This is a genomic window from Streptomyces sp. NPDC001351, assembly GCF_042896045.1.
Classification (GTDB): Bacteria; Actinomycetota; Actinomycetes; order Streptomycetales; family Streptomycetaceae; genus Streptomyces.
Genome location: NZ_JBIAWS010000010.1, coordinates 87,054 through 108,209 on the forward strand (window position 1 = coordinate 87,054; position 21,156 = coordinate 108,209).

The window sequence follows — 21,156 nt, forward strand, 5'->3', positions numbered from 1 at the left end:
GCAAGGCGCTCCCCACGCGACGGCACCCCATGCGCTCAGGGAGTGAGCAGCCGGTCCTGCTCCACCGGGGGCGTGCCGTCGTGCCAGGGCAGGGCCTTGCCGAAGCGCACCAGCTCGCCGTAGAGCGCCGGATCGACGTGCTCGGCGAAGACCAGGTCGAGCACAGCGCGAGCCGCCTGGGCGGGCGACTGCGCGTGGCTGTAGTCGCTGAACCAGGGCCGGGAGGTGGCGGTGTCGACCATGCCGGGGCACACGGAGGCGATCAGGGTGCCGGTGGCGAGGTCGCGCTCGCGGCGCTCGGCGGCCAGCGCGCGGACGGCGGCGACCTGGGCGACCTTCGAGGGCACGTTCAGCCAGCGGGGCCAGCCCGCCTCCTCGGCGGTCTTGTCGTGGATCCGGCTGCGCCAGGACTCGACGGCGGCCTCGACCTGGTCGAGGCTCGCGCCGTCGAACAGATGGTGCAGCCGCGGGTCGAGGTGGCCGAGGGTGCCCAGGCTGCTGGCCACCACCAGCAGACGGCCGCCCGGGCGCAGGATCGGTCCGAAGGAGCGCAGGATCGAGTGGGTGGCGGTGTTGGAAACGTCGATGAACTCGTCGGCCCGTGCGGCCTGGGACTCGTCCGGCAGCACACGGGCGACCGCATTGGAGATCACCACGTCGACGCCGCCGTACCGTGCGCGCAGCTCCTCGGCGAGTGCGGTGACGGCGCCGGTGTCGCTCACGTCCAGGACGCGGCCCTGAACCTGGCTGACGGTGCCGGGCAGCTGTGCCACCGCGTCGGCGGCGTCCGCCACGCGCTGCTGGTCGCGGCCGGTGAGCAGCACCAGGTCGGCCGGGCTCATACGGGCCGCCAGTCCCTCGGTCAGTGCGCGGCCCAGCCCCTGGTTGGCGCCGGTGACAAGAGCGATTCGCGAAGCATTCATGCAGGCCACACTAAAAACGACCGGTCCATGCGTCCAACGAGAGTTGGGCACAGCTAGCATGCGTAATCGTCATGGACTTCACGGATGTGTCGCTGACCGCGCTGCGGGTCTTGCGGGCGGTGTCCGAACAGGGAACCTTCACCGCGGCCGCCGTATCGCTGGGGTACACCCAGTCGGCCGTGTCCCGGCAGATCGCCGCGATCGAACGGGCGGCAGGCGCGGAGCTGCTGGAACGGCGGCGCGACGGAGTACGCCTGACCGCGGCCGGCCGCGTCGTGATGCGCCGCGCGACGACCGTGCTCGACGAAATCGATGCGACCGCCCGCGAACTGTCCGGCCTGCCCGAGCAGTCCGGCACGGTCCGCCTGGGCTGGTTCCCCAGCGCCGGAGCCGTCCTGCTTCCCACGGCCCTGGCCATGCTGCGCCGCACGGACCCGGGGCTCGACGTCGTCAGCCGGGAAGGCACCACCCCGGCGCTGGTACGCGCCCTGCGCGCCGGCACCCTGGACCTCGCCCTCCTGGCCTCGATGCCACCGTTCCGTCCACCGGACACGGAGTCGCCCCCGCTCGCCCTGCAGACGCTCAGCGAACGTGCCCTGCAGCTCGCTGTGCCCGCCGGCCATCCCCTGGCCCGCGGCGACTTCGTCGACGTCGCCGACCTGCGCGGGCAGCGCTGGATCGGGAGCGCCGGCTCAGGCCAGGACCGGCTGATGGGAGTGTGGCCCGGCCTCGACGAGCGACCCGAGATCGCCCACACCGCCCGCGACTGGCTGGCCAAACTCCACCTCGTCGCCGCCGGCTGCGGCCTCACCACCGTCCCCGCGACACTCGCTTCCGCCGCCCCGCCAGGCGTACGCATCCTCCCGGTCCGCGGCGGACCCCAGGAACAACGGCGCCTGCTCCTGGCCCGTCTCCCGCACCCGCCCACCGAACCGGTCATACGTGTGGCAGCCGCTCTGCGGGCCGCAGCCCTCAACGCTCCCGGCGCGAACAGCTGACCGTCGGGCCCGCGCAGTGCGCGGACCCGACGCTGGAAGCCGTGATGCAGCCGACGCTATGCGCGGGGACGTTCGAAGGTGAGGAGGAGACCTTCGACCGCGCCGGGGCCGATGCGCCCCTTGACGTCGGCGGAGGTGATCGCCTTCAGGCCCCAGCCGTCCTCGGCATGCTTGTTGAGAACCTTCTCCAGCTTGTCGCTGTCCAGTGCGTCACCGATCAGCGACTCCCTGAAACTGACAACCTTGTACTCGTAGGTGTGGCCGTTGCTCATGCCTGCGTGCCCTCCGGTGTGTTGTTGCACTGCCCAGGGCCAGCCAATCATGCTGCGAGGCAGGTCACACCTGCGTGGGGGGCCGCGGGGGGGGGGGCGGGGGGGGGCCCCCCCCCCCCCCGGGGCCCCCCACGCTCAGACCTTGGTGAAGGTCCACTGCACGTTGGTACTGCTGTTCCCGGACCACTGCTTGGTCACGGAGCCCGAGGGCACGTCGCCGCCGCCGTCGAGGACGAGGCCGGTGGCGCGGTTGACGATCCAGTACCTGTTGCCGCCCTGGTACTTGAGCTGCCACTGCTGGCTGTTGCCACCGGTCCAGGTCGCCTCCAGGGCGGGGGACCCGTTCGTGGTGGCGCCCCCGCCGTCGGCGACCATGCCGTTGGCGCGGTTGACCAGCTTGTAGTAGCCGTTGCCGAGCTCGACGGCCTGCCACTGCAGGTTGGTGCTGCCGTTCCAGGTCCACTGCTTGAGGTTGGAGCCGCTGGGGACGTTCCCGCCGCTGTCCAGCACCAGCCCGTCGGTGACGTTGGTGATCCTGAACCACGCCGAGGGGTCGAGCTGCACCTTCATCGACACGACGGCGTCGTTGTTGCCGGTGACACGCAGGTCGGCGTTGTCGGCGTCGAAGGTCCAGGCGGTGCCGGTGAAGTTGTCACCGGAGTAGCCGATGACCTGGTAACCGGGGGCCGGCTTCAGCGAGGACAGGCTGCGGCTGGGCAGGCCGGCGAGCGCCAACTGGTCGGCGGTGTAGGAGCCGAGCTGGAGCAGGGAGGAGCCGCCCGAGTAGTTGACGTCCTGGTAGACCACAGCCCCGGACAGCGGCTGCAGGGCCGGGATCTGGCCGGAGAAGGTCAGCTTCACGACGTAGGCCAGGGCGGAGAACGGCGCCGACGACGACGGCAGGGTCACGTGCAGCCCGGTCGAGTCCTGCGTCGGCGTGGGCAGGTCCGTGTAGCTGCCGGCGGTAGAGTTCAGCAGCTTCGCCGAGGTCAGGGAACTGACGTTGATCCGGACCGAGTTGAGCGTCGATATGGTCAGTGTGCTTCCCGGCCAGCCGAGGACCGTGGCGTACAGGACGGTGTTGTTCTTGTTCCGGGTGAAGCGGATGTCCTGTGCCGTTCCGACCTGCGGGGCGGTGAAGGCGCCGCCGCCCATGTGCGTGGGGCCTTCGCCGTACGTGGTCCAGGCCCGCGTCGAGTAGACCGACTCGCCGAAGCGGCGCAGGTAGTCGCCGATGCCGAGGAGGATGTCCTTCTGGGCCTGGGGGATGGTGCCGTCCGCCATCGGGGCGATGTTGAGCAGCATGTTGCCGTTCTTGCTGACCCGGTCGATCAGTGAGTGCAGCATCTGCTGGATGCTGTAGTAGCCGATGCCGTTCGTGTAGCACCAGCTGGAGCTGGAGATGCTGTCGTCGGTGAGCCAGTAGGGAGCGGTGATGTCCCCGGGGCCGCCGCGCTCGTAGTCGAAGACCTCGCCGTGGCCGTTCAGGCCGTCCTTGTAGGTGGCGACGACTTCGCGGCCCCACGCCTGGGCCTGGTTGTAGTAGTACGACAGGAAGTTCAGGAGTTGCGTCTGGTCGACCTTGTTGAGGTCGAAGTCCTGCCAGATGATGTCGGGCTTGGCGAGGTCGATGACCTCTTTGAGCTTGTCGTACCACAGCTGGTTCTCGGCCGTGGTGCCCAACTGCCCGTACAGCTTCTGGAGGCTCGGGTCGGACTGCGCGGGCACGTGGTCGTAGTAGCCGTTGAAGTGGAACGCGTGGTGCATGGCCACCAGGAGCTTCAGCCCCTTGGCGCGGATGGAGTCGGTGAACAACTGGAGCAGGTTGAGCTGGGGGCCCTTGGCGGCCGAGTTCCACTCGTTGACCGAGCTGTTCCACATGGAGAATCCGTCGTGGTGCTCGGCGACCGGGCCGGCGAACCGGGCGCCGGCGTCGACGAAGAGCTGCGCCCACTCGTCCGGGTCGAAGTTCCCGCCCGCGGACTTCAGTTTCGGGGCGAACTTGTTGAAGTTGCCGTTCAGGTCCTTCGCGCCGTTGATGAAGTTGTGGTACGGCCACACCGACGGGTCGCCGAACGTGGCGATGTGGTGCTGGTTGCACGCATCGCCGCTGATGTACATGCGGCGCGGATACCACTCGTTCCCATAGGCCGGAACGCTGAACACACCCCAGTGGTAGTAGATGCCGAACTTGGCGTCCTTGAACCACTCGGGAGCCGCGGTGTGCTGGTCGACCGAGGCCCACGTGGGGGTGTACGTGGTCGCGGCCCGGGCGGTGCCGGCGGCGAGGACGTTGCCTGCGACCGCAGTCGCCGCGACACCCGTGGCACTTGCCAGGAACTGGCGTCTGTTGATCATGGTGGTACCTCCGTCAGAGCTGTGGTGGGAGACCAGGGCCGGTGGTCGGTGGCGGGCACGTCCGGTGGCGGGAGCACGACGTGCGCGACGCAACCCGGACCGGACACGGTCGGCAGGTGACTGACTCGGCGCCACGGCGTACGGGCGACGAAGTCCGCGGCGCAAGCGGGTGGATGGAGCGCGTCACCGGCTGCGAACAGCAACGGACTGTGCGGACTCCAGGGAGCTCGTGGCAGAGCAGGTTCCTGACGACATGTCCTCACTCCGTTCCCGTACGGCAGCACCGCCGCGTGACCGTTTCGGCTCCGGGACTTCTTGCAGACCCCTGAGCCGCGTGGTGCCGGATGTCACGCATGAAATTGCGGCACTCACCCTGCCCATGTCAACGGTCGTGCAGGGATGAAAGCAGCTAGCCAACTGAGCTTTTGTTCCTTTTTGTTGGAGCTCCTTCCGATCTATTCCTCGATAGACATGGTATGTTTAACCGTCAGGCGTCAGTGGTCCCGGACCAGTTGCCGTGCCGGGAGGCACCCGGTCCTCCGGTCAGCCCCGGCATGGCCCAACGCGACCCGGCAGTGCGAGCGATGGACTGCGACGCGGGGGAGCGACGTACGCGCGGCTCACTGTGCTCGACCTCGTCGCGGCCGTGGGATCGTCTTGCGCCGGGCAGGACATCTCGCTCGTCGAGAAGAGGTGGGGCGGGAGGGTCGTCGCCACAGAGCCACGCCGTGTCAGCTCCGCGCCCCCCCATGTGGATGCTGCCGAGGCCGACCGGGCTGCGGCTGGACGGGGGCATCGCGGTGGATGAGGACGAGCCGCTCGAGCAGCCTGCCGTCAGAACGGTGAGCAGCGCGGGATGAGAACAGCGCTCGCCCGAGCAACTCCGCCGCGCCGCACCGTCAGCTCACGTAGCCCGAGGTGACTGGTCTATTGCGCCCAGCGTCCCATGGCCGGCGCGGTGCCGATCAGGCACTCGATGTCGGTCGGGAAGCCGACGAGGGCGTAGGCGGTCAGACGCAGATGGCCTTCAAGGCAGACCAGGTTGTCCTGCCTCTCGCCGACGAGGATGAGTGGCCGAAACCGCTCGCCTCTGATGAGCGCCCGGGCTGCGTCGACGAATGGTTCGTTGGGCACGTCGAACGCTCGCAGCCCTGCCCTAATGCGTGCGGCCGCGTCGACCGGCCGGCGGCTGTCACCCGACAGTTCGACCCAGTAGGAGTAGTCGACGTAGCGAACGCCGGCCGCCTCGCCGGCGGACAGGAGCGCCCTGGTCCACATGACCTGCTCGGGGAAGTTCTCGAACAGGTCGCGGTTCTCGCCGTACCCGCGCGTCGCAGCGAGCAGAGCGCGACGTGCGAAGTTCGCACCAGTGTCGGAGAGGTCCGGATGCGTCAGCAACTGCTCGGTCTGCTCGGCTGCCGCCAGATGGGCACGGAGGTTCTGGCCGAACCTCTGGCTGGACAGCTCGCCGCTCAAGAAGCAGGCGACCATCTCTTCCTCACTGCTCTTGCCGAGTACCTGCACGACCGTCAGCATAGAGTCGGCCTCGTTCGCCCGGCACCGGCCGGGCAATTCCGTCATTCCGTGCCACCGACCACCTTGATGGGGATGCCCGAAATCCCCAGGGTCTGCTCGACTCCCTGCGCGGTTGAGGGGTAAACGATGAGGTCTGGGGGCCGTGCTCGGACCGCCTTGGCTCAGCCCAGCGCGTAACCAGTGCAGAAGGGCGAAGGCTGCCTCGACGACCCAGCGCTTCTTGGCAAGGCCGCTGCCGTGTTCGGTGGCGCGGCGGGCGATGAGCGGGTGGAGGAACAGGGAGATGAGGACGCCGTCGACGGTGGAGTTCGTGACCACGGTGTGCATGTCGGTGGGGCTCTTGGCGGGCGGCAGGACCTGACCGGCGTCGACGGCGTCGGCGTAGCGCGCCCGCTGCGCGAAGAAGCCGACCTTGGGGTCCGCGGAGAAGATCTTCTGCCAGCCTGCGGTGAAGGTGACCGCGACCACCCAGGCCAGGGGGACGGCGATGACCCAGGCCCAGCGCGGCCGCCCGGACTTGACCAGGATCGTGGTGCACACGGTGACACCGACCCACCCCGGCGTGATCTTCTCCGGCAGCCCCCATGCCCCGGGCGACACGGCAGCGGATCGCATCAAAAGTCATTGATTCACCTGATAGTGAAGTAAGGGGGCATAGCGCTAAACTCCCGCAACCTACAACGTGGGGAGGGCCCGGGCATGCGGCGGTGGGCCGAGTTCGTTCTGCGTCATCGCAAGGCGGTTGTGGGGTTCTGGGGACTGGTGCTCGTCGCCGGCATCCTCCTGGCCAGTCGTACGACGGACCGGCTGACGATCGACTTCTCCCTGCCGGGCCAGCCCGGCACGGTGACGGCCCACCGCATCGAGCGGGCCTTCGGCAGCGGCGGTGACACGAACCCCTATCTGGTCTCGGTCACACTTCCCGCAGGGCAGACGATCACCGGTCACGAGAAGGACGTCGGACGGGCCTTCACGGCCGTCGGCGCAGCCGTCCCCGGCCTGCGGGTGATCGACGAGGCGAACACCGGGGACAAGGCGTTCCGCACGAAGGACGACCGCACGGCCTACGCCCTGGTGTTCTACCGGTTCAACCCGTCCCCCCGGCAGAAGCTGCTGACCGATCCGATCCGCTCGGCGGCGCAGCACGCCGTGCCGACGGGGTCCGCGGTCGGCGTGACGGGTGAGGACGTGCTGGCCTCCGGTGGCAACAACGGCGGCGGGCCGGGCGTCCTCGGGGAGACACTTCTCGGCGCCGTCGGCGCCCTGGCCGTACTCGCCTTCGTGTTCGCTTCCTTCCTGGCCTTGCTGCCGCTGGTGGTCGCCGCAGTGTCGATCCTCGCGACCTTCGTGATGCTGCTGCCGCTCACCTATGCGACGGATGTGTCGTTCATCGTGCAGTTCCTGGTCGCCCTCATCGGCCTGGGCGTGGCGATCGACTACTCACTGCTGTTCGTCACCCGCTGGCGCGAGGAGCGCGACCACGGCCGGGACAACCACGACGCGGTCGTCGTCGCGATGGAACACGCCGGGCACGCGGTGCTGTTCAGCGGCGTCACCGTCGCGATCGGTCTGCTGGCGCTGGTGGTCCTGCCGGTCCCCTTCATGCGGAGCATGGGCTACGGAGGAGCACTCATCCCCCTGGCAAGCGTACTGACCACGCTCACGCTCACCCCGGCGATCCTGGGCGGCATCGGGCCCAAGGTCGACTGGCCGAAGATCCGGCACGAGAACCGGGCCAGCCGTTTCTGGAGCCGGTGGACCGCTGCCGTCGTACGACGCCGCTGGATCGCCGCCGCCACCGCGCTGGCCGCCCTGTTCGCTCTGACCGGCGTCTTCCTCGGCATCAAGATCGGTCTCGCCTCCTCCGAGTCACTGGCCAAGAGCGGTCCGGCCTACGAGAGCCTGCAGACCCTGGAACGCGGCGGCGTACCGACCGGCGCCCTGACTCCCATGGAGGTCCTGGTCCGCACCGACCAGGCCCGCACGGCCGCCGCCAGGCTGGCCGGCATCGACGGTGTGAGCAGCGTGTTCGTGCCGTCAGGGCCGGCCGGCAACCGCGCCGGACAGAGCATCGTTGTCGTCATCCCCGACCACGAGACCGTGAACTCCAAGAGCGTGGGCGTGGTCAAGCGGGTCAAGACCGCCGCGGACGGCCTGCCCGGCGTCCTCGGCGTCGCCGGCATCGGCGCGGCACAGATCGACTTCCTGCACGCCGTCTACGGCAACTTCCCGCTGATGCTCACCATCATCGCGCTGCTGACGTACGTCCTGCTGGTGCGGGCCTTCCGCTCCCTGCTGCTGCCGCTCAAGGCGGTCCTGCTGAACCTGATCTCCCTCGCGGCGACCCTCGGGCTGATGGTGATCTTCTGGCAGGACGGTCACGGCTCCGACGCGGTCTTCGGCATCGCGGCCACCGGAGCGATCACCTTCTGGATCCCGCTGATGGTCTTCGCGTTCCTGTTCGGACTGTCCATGGACTACGAGGTGTTCATCCTCTCCCGCATCCGTGAGGAGTACGACACCGGCCGCTCCACCGACGCCGCCGTGATCGAGGGCCTCGGCCGCACCGGCCGGCTGGTCACCAGCGCCGCGCTGATCCTCTTCCTTGCCTTCGCCGCGCTCGCCTCCGGCCCCGGGACTGATCTGAAGACGCTGGCGACGGGCCTCGGTATCGGCATCCTGCTGGATGCGACCATCGTGCGGATGCTGCTGGTTCCGTCGCTGGTTTCGCTGTTCGGCCCGTGGAACTGGCAGCTGCCCGGCTGGGCGGCCCGCCTGCTGCGGGTGGCGCCGTCGTCTCCGCACCCGCAGACGCCCAGGGCACAGCAGCCCTCAAGCTGAATCCCGGCGGAGCAGGTGGCCGCCGTGCCGTGGATCCGTCAGGTGTCCAGGTCGGCGGCCTGCTCGTCGCCGCACGCCACGACCCGGGCCGTGGGCCACTGCACCAACGAGATCATCCCCATCACCCGGCGGATCAGATAGAAGGCCAGAGGCAGTTCCGCGAACGCGGCCAGTGCCGCCGACAGCCAGATCTCCGAGGTGCCGACGGCGAGAGACACGTCGAACCACGCGTCGCAGATCAACAGCAGGGAGGTTGCGAGAGCCGCCACGATGACGGCGTGGTGCCGCAGCCACCCGAGAAGCGCGGTGGACGCCATCGCGACCACGAGCAGGACGTCGAACCCCACCCACGTGACGCGCCAGTGGTGGACCTGGTACCCGGAGGGCAGCGTCACCCCCAGCAGCACGGTCCAGGGGACGAGACAGACGGCGCAGACGGTCAGCAGTTCCAGGGTGTGCCGCCGGTGCCGGCGTACCCGCTCGAGCAGATCGCCGTCCGGAGCCGGTGCGGCGGCCCGTATGCGGTTGCCGGTCTGTGTGTCGCTCATGTCGACTGATCCGTTCTCGCCTGTTCCGGGGTGACGCCGGTCGGGCTGCAGTGGCAGGCGTCCAGAGGTGGAACAGCAGTGCTGCCGGATTAATGCCCGTCGGGAGGACGACGGAAGGGGGCGCGAAGAGTCCTTTGCGAAGAACTCCTTGTGGTTGTTCGTGCGGGCGGGCTGTCGCGGCATCGCCACGCCTCCACAGCTTCCGGGTCGTGCGTGCGGCTTGACGGCCACGCCAGCGCTCGGTATCTACATGCCAGAGGATTGGTATGGACCAAGTCTGCGACTTCACGCGTCATCCCGGCGCCCACCCCCCCAGTGGAGGCAGCACATGCGAAGACCATCGGTACTTCTCACCCTGTTCACCGGGCTGCTTCTCCTGGTCCTGGCCCCGCCCGCTTCCGCCGCGGGCACCCCCAACGCCGCCTTCTCCAAGACGTCGACGTGGGACGGCGGCTACCAGGGCGCATACACCATCACGAACGCCGGCAGCAGCACCCTGTCCGGCTGGAGCGTCGAGTTCGACCTGCCCTCCGGCACCACCGTCGGCTCGTACTGGGACGCACTGCTCACCCAGAACGGCAGCCACTACACCTTCAAGAACCGTGAGTACAACGGCACCCTGGCGCCGGGCGCGTCCGCTTCCTTCGGATGGGTGTCCAACGGCACCGGCACGCCCACCGGCTGCAAGCTCAACGGGGCCTCCTGCACGGGTGGTTCCAGCACCGACACCACACCACCCAGTGTCCCGGCAGCAGTGACCGTCGGCTCCGCGACCGCGTCCTCCCTCACCGTGCGATGGAGCGCCGCCACCGACGACTCAGGATCCGTCGCCGGTTACGAGATCTCACGCGACGGCGGCACGCCCGTCACCGTGACCGGCACCTCCTACACGGCCACCGGCCTGCAGGCCGCCACGACTTACGCCTTCCGCGTGCGGGCCCGCGACGCCGCGGGCAACGTGTCCGCCTACTCCGCGGCCGTCAGCGGCACCACCTCCGCCGGCGGTCAGCAGCCGAGCGGCGGCCTGTTCACCGCCCCGTACATCGACATGGGGGCGTGGCCCACGCCGAGCATGCCCGACATGGCCTCGGCGAGCGGCGTGAAGAGCTACACGATGGCCTTCATCACCGCCTCCGGCTGCAAGGCGATGTGGTTCAACGAATACGACCCGCGCGACGGCTGGGCCAAGGACCAGATCGACGCCATCCGGGCCGCCGGGGGAGACGTCAAGGTCTCCTTCGGCGGCGCCAGCGGAATCGAACTGGCCCAGGCCTGCGGCTCGGTGGACGCGCTGTACGCCGAGTACAACGCGGTGGTGACCGCCTACAGCCTGAAGTACGTCGACTTCGACATCGAGGGCGCGGCCACCGCGGACCCGGCCTCCGTCGCCCGCCGCTCCCAGGCCCTGGCGCGCCTGCAGCAGGCCCACCCGGGGCTGCGGATCTCGCTGACGCTGCCCGTCCTGCCGGAGGGGCTGACCTCCGACGGCCTGAACGTGGTGCGGTCGGCGCGCGACGCCGGAGTCGACCTGGACGTGGTCAACGTCATGGCCATGGACTACTACCGCAGCGTCGACTACGGCGACGCCGCCGTCCAGGCCGCACAGAGCACCTTCACCCAGCTGAAGTCGCTCTACCCGAGCAGGACCGACGCCCAGCTCTGGGCGATGGTCGGAGTGACACCGATGCTCGGACAGAACGACGACGGCCACATCTATGACCAGGCCGACGCCCGCCAGCTGGTCTCCTTCGCCCAGGGCAAGCACCTCGGAGAGCTCGCCTTCTGGGAGGCCACCCGGGATCGCAACGCCTGCACGGGCGCGCTCTATCAGTGCACCAACATCCCGCAGTCTCCCTACGAGTTCGCGAAGATCTTCGCCGCCTACACCGGCTGAAATGGCCACCGCACGCCGCCCCCGAGCGGGCGCGGGCTGTTTGACCGACGCAACAGTGCCGGTCGGACGCGACACGTCGCCGTCCGACCGGCCGGCACCGTCATGACGTAGATCACGCCAGGCTGCGGCTCGATCTTGGAATGCGCGGTCTCCCGCCGCTGCTGCACTGTTCATGGGCTGGCCCTGTTTGGGGGTGCGCAGGGCAATGGTGCTCGACGCGGCCGACCGTGGGATCTGGACGACCTCGGCGGTTCTCCGCTCCCTCGTCCCTGCACTGCTTGCGTTGAAAGGTTCACCCGCACCATGCCTCTGGCTCTCCTGGCCCTGGCTGTCGTCGCCTTCGGCATCGGCACCACCGAATTCGCCACGATGGGGCTGCTGCCCCAGATCGCCGACGGCGTCGGAGTGTCGGTGCCCCATGCCGGCAACCTCGTGTCGGCGTACGCGCTCGGTGTCGTCGTCGGCGCCCCCGTACTGACCGGCATCGGTGCACGCATACCGCACAAACGGCTCCTGCTGCTCCTGTCGGGGCTGTTCGTGGTCGGCAACATCGCCTCCGCGCTCGCACCCGACTTCGGTCTGCTCTTCGCCGCGCGTTTCCTGGCCGGGCTGCCGCACGGCGCCCTGTTCGGCGTCGGCGCGGTCGTCGCCTCCCGGCTGGTCGCCCCCGAGCGAGCCGCCCGCGCCGTCTCCAGGATGTTCCTCGGACTGACCGTCGCGAACATCGTCGGTGTGCCGGCCGGCACCGCTCTCGGTCAGCAGTTCGGCTGGCGGTCCGCCTACGCAGCCGTCGCCGTCATGGGCCTCGTCGCGCTCGCCGCGCTGGCCCTCTTCGTCCCCCACCAGCCACGAGGCAGCCAGTCCGGGATCCGGCACGAGCTGCGGGCGATGGGCAACAGGCAGGTCGCGATCGGCCTGGCCACGGCCGTGGTGGGATTCGGCGGGTTCTTCGCGGTCTACAGCTACCTGGTGCCGATGCTGACGCACCTGACGGGCATCTCCGACGCCTCGACCACCCTGGTCCTCGCGCTGTACGGCGTCGGCATGACACTCGGCACGCTGATGGCAGGCCCCCTCACGGACCGCGCCCTGCGCCCGACGCTCTACGGAGGTCTCGCCCTGCTCGGCGCAGCGCTGGTGACCTTCTACTTCACCGTCCACAGCACCGTCCCGGCCCTGGTGACGATCACCTTCATCGGTGCGATGGGTGCCTTCGTCACCACGCCCGTCCAGATGCTCCTCATGGCCAAGGCGAAGAAGGCGCCGACGATGGCCGCGGCCTCCAACCACTCCGCCTTCAACCTGGCCAACGCGGGCGGCGCCTGGCTCGGCGGACTGGCCATCTCGGCAGGCTGGGGCTGGGCGTCCCCCAACCTCGTCGGCGCCGCCCTCGCGGTGGCGGGCCTCGGCCTCGCCTTCACGGGCGGCCTCATGGACCGGGGCGGCCGGCACTCCGAGGTGATCACTTCCTCCGCGGCGGAAGCCTCGACGGAAACGGAACACGCCCCGTCAGCCGAACCGTCGGGAACCCCGGGCGAGCGGCGGTAGCGGCTGGTCTTCGGCGCCCCCTTTGCCGGCCGCCCGCAACAGTGAGCTGCCGCCCGCAACAGTGAGCTGTTGGCAACCCCAGAGACGGTCCCGGCGTGGTTGTGGGGGAGAGGCGGGCGCGAAGGGGGCGGATGTGCAGTTCATCGAGGTGACCGGCCTGGCCGGGGTGCGATCGGCCGTCATCAGGTTCACACGGCCGGGGACGGAGCTGACCTTCGTGCTCTTTCCCATGGTTCACCTCGGGGAGGCCGCCTTCTACCGGGGAGTGGCGGCGCGGTTGCGCCGCGGCTGCGATCTGGTGGTCGCCGAGGGAGTCGGGGAGGGCTCGTCCGGCGCCGACGCGCTGGTCGCGTCGTACCAGCAGCTGGACAGTCATGAGCGCCTGGGTCTGGTCGTGCAGGACATCGACTTCGAGGCGCTCGGACTGCCCGTGGTGTGCCCCGACATGAGCGGTGCGCAATTCCAGGAGGGGTTCCGGCGGCTGCCCCTCAAGGAACGCGCGATGGTGGCCACGGTCGTGCCGGCCGTGACGGCCGGCATGCAGCTGCTGGGGACGCGCCGCTGGCTCGCCCGGCACCTCGCGGTGGAGGACCTGATGAGCGAGGGCGAGCAGGCCATGGCGGACTTCTGGCCGGGCCTGGACGACCTGGTCCTCCGGCGCCGCGACCGTTTGCTGGCCGAGGCCCTGACCGACTTCGACCGGGGGTACGCAGGACGGACCGGCCCGTTCACCGTCGCCGTCGTCTACGGCGCCGGGCACATGCGCGCCGCCTCCGAGACCCTGACCGGCCTCGGCTACCACGCCGCCGACGCCGAGTGGATCACCGTATTCACCCTGGACCCACCCGACTGACCCAAGCCCCGAGCCGGGAAGGACGGGCCAGCGAGCTGATCGACCGGCCACGGCGGATGCCGTCCTCCATGATCCCCGTTCGCGGCAGGCACGCGTCGGCTTGAGCGGGCGCCGTGGGGATACCCGGCGAGTATGACCAAGCTGCATCTTCCAGGCCGGAAACACCAGGACGGCCCCGACGCGGCCCCGGCTTCCCCAGCGCCGGTGCCGTCGCCGGAGGAGGCAGGACCGGACCGGGAGGCCGAACGGGCTGCCCCGGCCTCGCCGACGAAGCTGCCGAAAGGGGCCTGGGCCGCCGTTCTCAAAGGCAGCCTGAAGGAGTTCAAGGACGACGAGCTGGCCGACCGGGCCGCGGCGCTGACCTACTACGGAGTGCTGTCCCTGTTCCCGGCCCTTCTAGTGCTGGTTTCCCTGCTGGGGATCACCGGCAAGTCGGCCACCGACAAGGTCCTGAACAACCTCAGGCAGCTGGCTCCCGGCTCGGCACGCGACATCATCACGCGGGCCGTCGAACAGCTGCAGAACAACGCCGGGACCGGCTCGGTGATGGCCCTGGTCGGCATCGTGCTGGCGGTGTGGTCGGCGTCCGGGTACGTGGCCGCCTTCATTCGTGCCGCGAACGCGGTCTACGACATGCCGGAGGGCCGACCGGTGTGGAAGGTCCTGCCGGTGCGGATCGGTGTGACCGTGGTGCTCATGGTGCTGGCCGTGATGAGCGCTCTGATCGTGGTCTTCACCGGTGGGCTGGCCCACCAGGCCGGGCAGGCGCTCGGCATCGGGGACACCGCGCTGACGGTGTGGTCGATCGCCAAGTGGCCCGTGCTGGTGTTGCTGGTCACCATCATGATCGCGATCCTGTACTGGGCCACCCCGAACGCCAAGGTCAAGGGCTTCCGCTGGATCACACCAGGCAGCCTGCTGGCCCTGGTGATCTGGCTGGCCGCCTCCACCGGATTCGCGTTCTACGTCGCCGGCTTCGCCTCGTACAACAAGACCTACGGCACCATGGCCGGCGTCATCGTCTTCCTCGTCTGGTTGTGGATCAGCAACCTCGCGATCCTCCTGGGCCTGGAGTTCGATGCCGAGAGCGTGCGGCAGCGGGCCATCGCCGGCGGCCTCCCGCCCGAGGTCGAGCCCTACACCCAGCCGCGCTCCACCCGGACCTGGGACGAGGAGGACATGCGCCGCCTGGGCGACATCTGACCACGGACGCGTCGGGCGCTGTCGCGGTCAGCGCGCCAGGCGGTGCTTTCTGCCGCCACGGCGGAAGCGCACAGCGCCGTACGTGAGGTCGGCGATCAGCACGACGACGCCGATGATCAGCAGGTAGAACAGCCCCTGTGCGGCGAATCCGATGATGCCCAGCACGAGGGCCACGAGGATGAGGAACAGAAAGAGGCTCATCGGCGCTCCAGTGGCGTCATCGCCTTCTCACGGCGGGCGGGTCAGCGACGGGCCAGGCGGCGTTCACCGCCTGCTCCCGGGGCGTAGTCGAGTTCGTAGTGCGCGAAGATCCCTGGCTCCTCCGTGGCAGGCAACTCGCCGTCGGTGTCGATCGCGGGAGCCTTCTTCACCACGTCCTTGGGGTGAGCGATCTTGAGATAGTCCGGCCCGACGGTCGCACCGGAGAGCGGTACGAAAACCAGCCGCCGACGGGTGGGAAGACCCACGGTCACCGTCGCGAAGGAGGGCTGGTCGGTGGCGGTGTCGACGTAGACGGCCTCCAGGGTGCCGATCTTGTGACCGCGAGGGTCGACCACGCCGTGACCACGCCATTCGCGAATGTCGCCTGCCTCGAACATCTTGGACCTCCACCTGAGGAGTACCCCTGATCGTGTGCCTGATGTCCGTGCCGAGGGCCGGGGTGCGGTCAGTGCCGTTCCGGATCGAATTCCAGTACCTGTGTGAGCCGGATGTTGTTGCCCGAGGGGTCGCGGAAGGACGTGTCGATTCCGTACGGCTGCACGGTCGGCGGGTCGTTGAACTCGACACCTCGGGCGGACAGCTCGTCGTAAGCGGCCTTGCAGTCGTCGGTCTCCAGGAACAGCGTGCCGCCCGCACCCCTGGCCACCAGATCGGACAGCTGGGCACTGCTGGTCTCGTCCAGCATAGGCTGCCCCGGTACAGGCATCAGCACGAGCGCCGGGCCGTCCCCGCCGGGCGGAGCGACACACAGCCAGCGGAAGCTCCATGCCTCCATCGTCACATCCGCCCGGACCTCCCAGCCGAGCTTGGTGGTGTAGAAGTCGAGCGCCTCGTCCTGGTCGTGCACCCAGAACTGAGCATTGGCTATCTTGATCGTGGCCATGGCCGCTCCTTGGTCGATTGCCTGGGAACGACGCTAGGCAGCCGGCGACGACGTGTCTTCTCGAAACGTGCGGTGCTGCGGCCGCGCATAGGCCATCGCCACACAGCGGGGGATGCGCACATGCCGTGCAGCGGGCGGGTGAGCCGCCCGATAGGCCTGCGGGGTCGTTCCGTACATCCGGCGGAAACTCGTCGTGAACGAGCCGATGCTCTGCGCGCCGACGGCGACGCCGATCGCGGCCACCGTCCAGTCCGTCGCAAGCAGCAGGGCGGCGGCCCGTTCGAGACGGCGGGTCAGCAGATACTGGTGCGGCGACTCACCGAACGCGGCCTTGAAGCAGCGGCTGAAGTGGGCAGGGGACAGCGCGGCGGCCGCCGCCATGTCGGCGACGGTGAGCGGCTCGCTGTAGCGGGCGTCCGCGAGATCCTTGGCGCGGAGCAGATGACGGCCGATCGGGACGTGGACCACACCTCCCATTGTGAGGCCGACGTCAGGTCGCTGCGGCGGCGGGAGAAGAGTGCCGCGTCATGGACAGACAGTCCTGCGCTGGACCAGGCAGTACAAGGAACCGCCGAGCGCGACACCGGCCAAGGACATGAGTGACCCCCAGACCTGGCCTGACCTGACATCGCGGTCATCGTCCCATGCCGTCGACCACCGCGCGCCGTCGCTGGCACTGCAGCCGACCTGGCCAGGTCGACGGGGCGCTTGCGAGTAACTGGAGCGGAACGCCTCTCCTGCGAACGCCCGCCGGCCCGGCGTGTATCAGCTCACCGTTGTGAGGACTTGGCCGGTGGGGCGAGCGCCGTCGTAGGCGTAGATGTGCACCTGGGCAGGGGTACCGGGATGCGCCGGGATGAGAGAGAGGGCCACGATGTGGCCGTCGCCGTCCTTCGCCGCCTTGCGGACGCGTACGGAGGCAGCCGGGGAGACGACGACCGTACGGCCGTGGGAGCAGTCGGAGGAGACGGAAACGACGCGGGGCGGCGTGCCGATCGCGTCCCGGGCGGTCGTGGCGGGCAGCCCGTCGCCGGCCGGAGCGGATGGCATCCCACGGGTGGAAGCGCTCAGCCGGGTTGCTCCGATGCCCTCGGCGCCGCTCCAGAAGGTGACGCCGCACAACTTCAGCGGGGGCGCCCCGCTGCGCACGTCGGGCTTCGAGCAACCGGCGACTCCCACGACCACAACAGCCAGGAGCGCCGGAACGACGGCGAGCCATGCACCGCCGGCCCGGGGCGGGCGGGGACGGTGGCGGCGGTGCGGAGGTCGGGACATAGGGAGCACCTCATACGCATAGGGGGCCGTGCGTTCTGCCAGGGTCGGTGAAGTTGCCGCTGGAGTGGTGTAGTTGTGGTTGTCGGACGGGCCGGCGCAGAACCCGGAGGTGAAGTCCGAGTTGCCTTGCGTGCCACCGTTCCTGAGACGGCGAAGGTGCCGAAATCGTTCAGCGCGGCGTGCGTAGTCGCCGCCTCAGGTGTGCCGCTGCGCGACCCACTCGGCGACGGAACCGAGCAGAGCTGGTTCCGCTGGGCAGAGAACCGGGCACCGTCGGAGGAGTCGGAACTGGCCCGCCCTTGTGGAGACCAGCACGAACAGGAGACCGGATGGCCGAGATCTGCGACATCGAGGTAGTCGTCTTCGATGTCCTGGGAACAATGGTCGACGAACCCAGCGGGCTTCGAGCGGCAATCCGCGAGGCCGTGCCTGCGTCCGACGACGAGTCTGCCGACGAGATGCTCACCTTGTGGCAGCAGCATGTAGAGCATGAGCAGCAACGCATCGCGCAAGGGCATCGTGAGTACGCCAGCACCGAGATCATCGATGGGGAGGCAGCTCGACGGGTCGCCGACCATGCCGGACTCGCCGATCCGGCGACCGTCGCCCGGCTGGCCACAGCCGGTCAGCGCCTGCCTCCCTGGGGCGACTCTGTAGCCGGACTCGAACGGCTGGCGAAGCAATTCCCCGTGCTCGGGCTCTCCAACGCCGGCCGCACCGCCCTTCTGCGCCTCAACGCACATGCCGGACTGCGCTGGCACCAAGCCCTGTCCAGCGAAGCCGTCCTGGCCTACAAGCCGGCGCCGGAGGTCTACCAGCTCGCCATCGACACTGCCGGATGCCCACCAGAACGTGTGCTCATGGTGGCCGCCCACGCCTGGGACCTTCGCGGAGCTCAGGCGACGGGGATGCGGACAGCCTACGTTCAGCGACCGGTCGGGGACCCGCCGACGAGTTCCGATGTCTTCGACTTGCGGTCCAGCGGACTTGACGAACTGGTCACCGTGCTGACGGCAAGGTAGGCAGGCAGATTGCGAACTCCGCCGCCGGCAAGATGAGACTCGGGGGCAACGGTCGTCAGGTGGCGGGGACCGGTTCGCACTGAAGGCCGTCCTGAAGCCGACCAAGACCCATCAGCGACCAGCCGGCGGCCAGGTACAAGCAGCCGGACCGGTTCCTCCTGGACCCGACCCGACCCTGTGTCCCGACAAGCACATCAGGCCCGGCGCGACGGGCCCAATACGGGGTCGGGTGGCCCGGGGGAATCGCACCCCCGGGCTCCCACAGAACGGAGCGTGACAATCTCTCGTCACTCCGCTCTTGCCATCCTGATCACCAGGCAACGGCGGCTTCGGTCGCGATCTTCCAGTGCGCGAAGAGCCGGGGATACCTCTTGGCGATCCCCTGCATGCACTCGACCGCCTTCCTCAGGGCCGCCAACCGCTTGTACTTTCGGCGGATCCATCGCACCAAGTAGGCGTTGATGCGCGCCAGGAGGGGATACAACGCCGACCGGTAGAACCGGCCGTAGTAGTTGATCCAGCCCGCCACGATCGGATTGATCTCCTTGGCGAGTTCCACGAACGTGGAGTTGGGACGTCGGTGAAGCCGCCAGCGGCGAACCTCCCGGCCCATCTTCTTCAGGGCGTCCTTGCTGACCGCCGGCATGAAGGCCAGGAACTGCCTTCCGCCTCTCCTGCGGGCGCCGCGCGGGCGGAACGTGTAGCCAAGGAACGTGAACTGCGTGTGCTCGTACGAACCACGCCGCTTCTCGTCCTTGCAGTACACGATCTTGGTCTTGTCGGGATGCAGTCGCAGCCCGACCTCCTCCATCCTGTTTCCGAGGGCCGCCAGGACCTCACGGGCCTGGCGCTCGGTGACGCAGTGCACGACCGCGTCGTCCGCATAACGTTCGAACTGGACGCCCGGATGGGTCCGGGCCAGCCACATGTCGAACGCATAGTGCATGAACAGGTTCGCCAGCACGGGCGAGACCGCAGACCCCTGCGGGGTGCCCCGATCCCGCTCCTGCAAGGTGCCGTCAGGCAGTTGAAGCGGCGCTTCCAGCCACCGCCGGACATACAACTTCACCCAAACGGCGTCAGTGTGAGCCTCCACGGCCTTGACGATGAGGTCCCAGCGGACGCTGTCGAAGAACTTCTGGATGTCGAGATCGATCACCCAGTTCCGCCTCCAACACCGTTCCCGGCAACGCTCCACCGCGTCCAAGGCCGACCGGTTCGGCCGGTATCCATAGGAATCCTCGTGAAATACAGCATCCACTCGGACGCCCAGATGTCGGGCCACCACGGTCTGCGCAACGCGGTCAGCGACCGTGGGAATGCCGAGCATTCTCATGCCACCGCCGTGCTGCTTCGGAATCTCCACCGCACGCACCGGAGGAGGGAAGTACGTCCCCGACGACATCCGATTCCAGATCTTGTAGAGGTTGCCCTTCAGATCGGCCTCGAAGTCGGCGATGGAATGACCATCCACCCCCGGTGCACCCTGATTCTTCTTCACATCCTGGAAAGCCTCCCAGACCTCCCACTTCGAGATATCAAACGACTTGCCTGACGACTTCAACTGCTCCATCGGCTCCTCCCGGACACCGCCCGGTTGACCAAACGAACACAGCCACGGATGACCCGGCCCCTTCGCTCCACCCCCATTACAGGGGCTTCGTCACTACTACGGACCGGTCCGCCAGCGCACCCCGCGACGGTACTCAGTCCCTCGCGGTTTCGGCCGCTCGGGAGGCTCCCTGTCGCCGCCCCAACCGGGGCGAGCAGTGTCGAGGTACGCCTTCTCCTGTTCCACGTGAAAGCAGCAGACCGGACTCACGTCGCCTACACGCCGGACACCACCTGGCCAATAGACGGGCTCCCGCCAGGCTGATCCCGGGAGCCGGTTACACACCCCCGGTTTTGATGTCACCTGTTTCCGTTTCGACGCATCATCGACGATTCGCTTGCGCTCGTCTTCCCGATCCCTACCTGACGCCTCTTGGACGCCTTTTCCTCATCGCTCACCACGACGGTCTTCAGCCAACGCAGCATGAGGCGGTTTGAAGCCTCCCCCCGCAGGGCGACTCCGAAGGGCCAAATCCTTCATCTTTCACGCAGCACCGCAACAAAGGCGCTCTTCCTACATCGAACTCCTCCTTGCGTTCAGGACACACGAACCGACGAAATGCGGCTCCCGAGGTGACGGAATGCGTGGAGCGGGGTCAGCGGCCAGTACGACCGCCGCGTATGCGTCGGCGCTCGCACCGCGCCGGGTTCCCAGAGTGAGAACGTGGCACCTGCTCGGGGATCTTGGGTCGTTCCTGGAAGGTTAACTCGGTGGCCAGCGCCAGAGCTCGGCGGATTTCCTCCGTAGTGGTGGAGGGCTGATTGCGCTGCCGAGCGTGGCCGTGGACGGCTCGTAGGAAGCTCTCCACCTATCCGGTGAACCGCGCACGCTTGGCCGGGTGGTCGCGGTCGTCGATGGTCTCGGCGATCTCGCCGAGCCAGTAGGTCGCCCAGCTGTCCAGGACGATGCCGTCGCCGTGCTCCAGGAGCAGCCGGCCGATCTGTCGGGCGACGGGGAAGCGGCGCTCCCGCACGAGCATCAGGGCCCGCTCGGCCCGCTCCTCGGCGGCCACGCGGTCCTCGTGCTCACGGGCGACCTCGGGCGTGCGGCGCTCGCCGGGCTCGCGAACCTGCTCAGCTTTCAACCGCCGCGCCTTCTGGTGCGCGCCCTGCTTGGAGGCCACGCACCGTGCTTCGGTGAAGTGGAGCCACGGCACGCCGGCGGCCCT

General features: G+C 68.7%; 18 protein-coding genes and 1 pseudogene. 7 read left to right on the forward strand and 12 right to left on the reverse strand.

Annotation, left to right across the window (positions count from 1 at the left end; translation table 11 throughout):
* Positions 1–35 precede the first annotated feature (35 nt).
* Positions 36–923, reverse strand: coding sequence for an SDR family NAD(P)-dependent oxidoreductase (locus ACFY1U_RS33195; protein WP_390697850.1), 888 nt, complete (start codon positions 921–923; stop codon positions 36–38).
* Between the two features lie 71 nt (positions 924–994).
* Between ACFY1U_RS33195 and ACFY1U_RS33200 the strand changes: the two genes are divergently transcribed.
* Entirely contained in the window at positions 995–1,921 is a 927-nt protein-coding gene (locus tag ACFY1U_RS33200) for a LysR family transcriptional regulator (protein ID WP_390697851.1), read from the forward strand.
* A 56-nt stretch (positions 1,922–1,977) separates the two neighbouring features.
* Here the strand turns inward: ACFY1U_RS33200 and ACFY1U_RS33205 are convergent, their stop codons facing one another.
* The 3 genes and pseudogenes from ACFY1U_RS33205 to ACFY1U_RS33215 form a co-directional block, all read right to left on the reverse strand.
* The gene (locus ACFY1U_RS33205; RefSeq protein WP_115912590.1) at positions 1,978–2,193 is read right to left on the reverse strand and encodes a DUF4177 domain-containing protein; all 216 of its coding nucleotides are present in this window, start codon (positions 2,191–2,193) and stop codon (positions 1,978–1,980) included.
* A gap of 135 nt (positions 2,194–2,328) precedes the next feature.
* The gene (locus tag ACFY1U_RS33210; protein WP_390697852.1) at positions 2,329–4,551 is read right to left on the reverse strand and encodes an alpha-L-fucosidase; all 2,223 of its coding nucleotides are present in this window, start codon (positions 4,549–4,551) and stop codon (positions 2,329–2,331) included.
* Between the two features lie 1,806 nt (positions 4,552–6,357).
* Positions 6,358–6,639: pseudogene (locus ACFY1U_RS33215) on the reverse strand (carbon starvation protein A); the annotation flags it as partial.
* Between the two features lie 147 nt (positions 6,640–6,786).
* On the opposite strand from ACFY1U_RS33215, the gene ACFY1U_RS33220 reads away from it, so the two are divergent.
* Positions 6,787–8,928, forward strand: a complete 2,142-nt coding sequence (locus tag ACFY1U_RS33220) for an MMPL family transporter (RefSeq protein ID WP_390697853.1) — start codon at positions 6,787–6,789, stop codon at positions 8,926–8,928.
* Between the two features lie 38 nt (positions 8,929–8,966).
* Here ACFY1U_RS33220 and ACFY1U_RS33225 read toward each other — a convergent pair whose 3' ends face one another.
* Positions 8,967–9,476, reverse strand: a complete 510-nt coding sequence (locus ACFY1U_RS33225; protein WP_390697854.1) for a hypothetical protein — start codon at positions 9,474–9,476, stop codon at positions 8,967–8,969.
* 328 nt (positions 9,477–9,804) lie between these two features.
* On the opposite strand from ACFY1U_RS33225, the gene ACFY1U_RS33230 reads away from it, so the two are divergent.
* From ACFY1U_RS33230 to ACFY1U_RS33245, 4 genes are all read left to right on the forward strand, one after another.
* Positions 9,805–11,370 (forward strand): cellulose binding domain-containing protein, encoded by a 1,566-nt coding sequence (locus ACFY1U_RS33230; protein WP_390697855.1) that lies wholly within the window; start codon positions 9,805–9,807, stop codon positions 11,368–11,370.
* Positions 11,371–11,673: 303 nt separating this feature from the next.
* Positions 11,674–12,918 (forward strand): MFS transporter, encoded by a 1,245-nt coding sequence (locus ACFY1U_RS33235; RefSeq protein WP_390697856.1) that lies wholly within the window; start codon positions 11,674–11,676, stop codon positions 12,916–12,918.
* A 133-nt stretch (positions 12,919–13,051) separates the two neighbouring features.
* The gene (locus tag ACFY1U_RS33240) at positions 13,052–13,771 is read left to right on the forward strand and encodes a hypothetical protein (RefSeq protein ID WP_390697857.1); all 720 of its coding nucleotides are present in this window, start codon (positions 13,052–13,054) and stop codon (positions 13,769–13,771) included.
* A gap of 132 nt (positions 13,772–13,903) precedes the next feature.
* Positions 13,904–14,974 carry a YihY/virulence factor BrkB family protein gene (locus tag ACFY1U_RS33245; RefSeq protein WP_390697858.1) on the forward strand — a complete coding sequence of 357 codons (1,071 nt, stop codon included), beginning with the start codon at positions 13,904–13,906 and terminating at the stop codon, positions 14,972–14,974.
* Positions 14,975–15,001: 27 nt separating this feature from the next.
* Here the strand turns inward: ACFY1U_RS33245 and ACFY1U_RS33250 are convergent, their stop codons facing one another.
* The 5 genes from ACFY1U_RS33250 to ACFY1U_RS33270 form a co-directional block, all read right to left on the reverse strand.
* Positions 15,002–15,175 carry a hypothetical protein gene (locus ACFY1U_RS33250; protein ID WP_390697859.1) on the reverse strand — a complete coding sequence of 58 codons (174 nt, stop codon included), beginning with the start codon at positions 15,173–15,175 and terminating at the stop codon, positions 15,002–15,004.
* A gap of 41 nt (positions 15,176–15,216) precedes the next feature.
* Entirely contained in the window at positions 15,217–15,573 is a 357-nt protein-coding gene (locus ACFY1U_RS33255; RefSeq protein ID WP_390697860.1) for a PRC-barrel domain-containing protein, read from the reverse strand.
* Positions 15,574–15,641: 68 nt separating this feature from the next.
* Positions 15,642–16,079 (reverse strand): VOC family protein, encoded by a 438-nt coding sequence (locus ACFY1U_RS33260; RefSeq protein ID WP_390697861.1) that lies wholly within the window; start codon positions 16,077–16,079, stop codon positions 15,642–15,644.
* A 33-nt stretch (positions 16,080–16,112) separates the two neighbouring features.
* Positions 16,113–16,556 (reverse strand): helix-turn-helix domain-containing protein, encoded by a 444-nt coding sequence (locus ACFY1U_RS33265; RefSeq protein ID WP_390697862.1) that lies wholly within the window; start codon positions 16,554–16,556, stop codon positions 16,113–16,115.
* Positions 16,557–16,844: 288 nt separating this feature from the next.
* On the reverse strand, positions 16,845–17,354 hold the full coding sequence (locus tag ACFY1U_RS33270) for a hypothetical protein (RefSeq protein WP_390697863.1): 510 nt from the start codon (positions 17,352–17,354) through the stop codon (positions 16,845–16,847).
* 329 nt (positions 17,355–17,683) lie between these two features.
* On the opposite strand from ACFY1U_RS33270, the gene ACFY1U_RS33275 reads away from it, so the two are divergent.
* A complete protein-coding gene (locus tag ACFY1U_RS33275; protein WP_390697864.1) occupies positions 17,684–18,376 on the forward strand; it encodes a haloacid dehalogenase type II in 693 nt (230 codons plus the stop codon).
* A gap of 310 nt (positions 18,377–18,686) precedes the next feature.
* On the opposite strand, the gene ltrA is transcribed toward ACFY1U_RS33275, so the two are convergent.
* Together ltrA and ACFY1U_RS33285 are read right to left on the reverse strand one after the other, a co-directional pair.
* A complete protein-coding gene (ltrA, locus tag ACFY1U_RS33280) occupies positions 18,687–19,949 on the reverse strand; it encodes a group II intron reverse transcriptase/maturase (RefSeq protein WP_390697865.1) in 1,263 nt (420 codons plus the stop codon).
* Between the two features lie 847 nt (positions 19,950–20,796).
* Entirely contained in the window at positions 20,797–21,111 is a 315-nt protein-coding gene (locus tag ACFY1U_RS33285; protein WP_390697866.1) for a hypothetical protein, read from the reverse strand.
* Between the last annotated feature and the right edge of the window lie 45 nt (positions 21,112–21,156).

Coding starts and splice junctions, on each gene's coding strand:
- ACFY1U_RS33195 (WP_390697850.1), bottom strand. CDS start 923: ATGAATGCTTCGCGAATCGCTCTTGTCACCGGCGCCAACCAGGGGCTG.
- ACFY1U_RS33245 (WP_390697858.1), top strand. CDS start 13,904: ATGACCAAGCTGCATCTTCCAGGCCGGAAACACCAGGACGGCCCCGAC.
- ACFY1U_RS33255 (WP_390697860.1), bottom strand. CDS start 15,573: ATGTTCGAGGCAGGCGACATTCGCGAATGGCGTGGTCACGGCGTGGTC.
- ACFY1U_RS33270 (WP_390697863.1), bottom strand. CDS start 17,354: ATGTCCCGACCTCCGCACCGCCGCCACCGTCCCCGCCCGCCCCGGGCC.
- ACFY1U_RS33210 (WP_390697852.1), bottom strand. CDS start 4,551: ATGATCAACAGACGCCAGTTCCTGGCAAGTGCCACGGGTGTCGCGGCG.
- ACFY1U_RS33275 (WP_390697864.1), top strand. CDS start 17,684: ATGGCCGAGATCTGCGACATCGAGGTAGTCGTCTTCGATGTCCTGGGA.
- ACFY1U_RS33225 (WP_390697854.1), bottom strand. CDS start 9,476: ATGAGCGACACACAGACCGGCAACCGCATACGGGCCGCCGCACCGGCT.
- ACFY1U_RS33250 (WP_390697859.1), bottom strand. CDS start 15,175: ATGAGCCTCTTTCTGTTCCTCATCCTCGTGGCCCTCGTGCTGGGCATC.
- ltrA (WP_390697865.1), bottom strand. CDS start 19,949: ATGGAGCAGTTGAAGTCGTCAGGCAAGTCGTTTGATATCTCGAAGTGG.
- ACFY1U_RS33260 (WP_390697861.1), bottom strand. CDS start 16,079: ATGGCCACGATCAAGATAGCCAATGCTCAGTTCTGGGTGCACGACCAG.
- ACFY1U_RS33205 (WP_115912590.1), bottom strand. CDS start 2,193: ATGAGCAACGGCCACACCTACGAGTACAAGGTTGTCAGTTTCAGGGAG.
- ACFY1U_RS33265 (WP_390697862.1), bottom strand. CDS start 16,556: ATGGGAGGTGTGGTCCACGTCCCGATCGGCCGTCATCTGCTCCGCGCC.
- ACFY1U_RS33220 (WP_390697853.1), top strand. CDS start 6,787: ATGCGGCGGTGGGCCGAGTTCGTTCTGCGTCATCGCAAGGCGGTTGTG.
- ACFY1U_RS33230 (WP_390697855.1), top strand. CDS start 9,805: ATGCGAAGACCATCGGTACTTCTCACCCTGTTCACCGGGCTGCTTCTC.
- ACFY1U_RS33235 (WP_390697856.1), top strand. CDS start 11,674: ATGCCTCTGGCTCTCCTGGCCCTGGCTGTCGTCGCCTTCGGCATCGGC.
- ACFY1U_RS33200 (WP_390697851.1), top strand. CDS start 995: ATGGACTTCACGGATGTGTCGCTGACCGCGCTGCGGGTCTTGCGGGCG.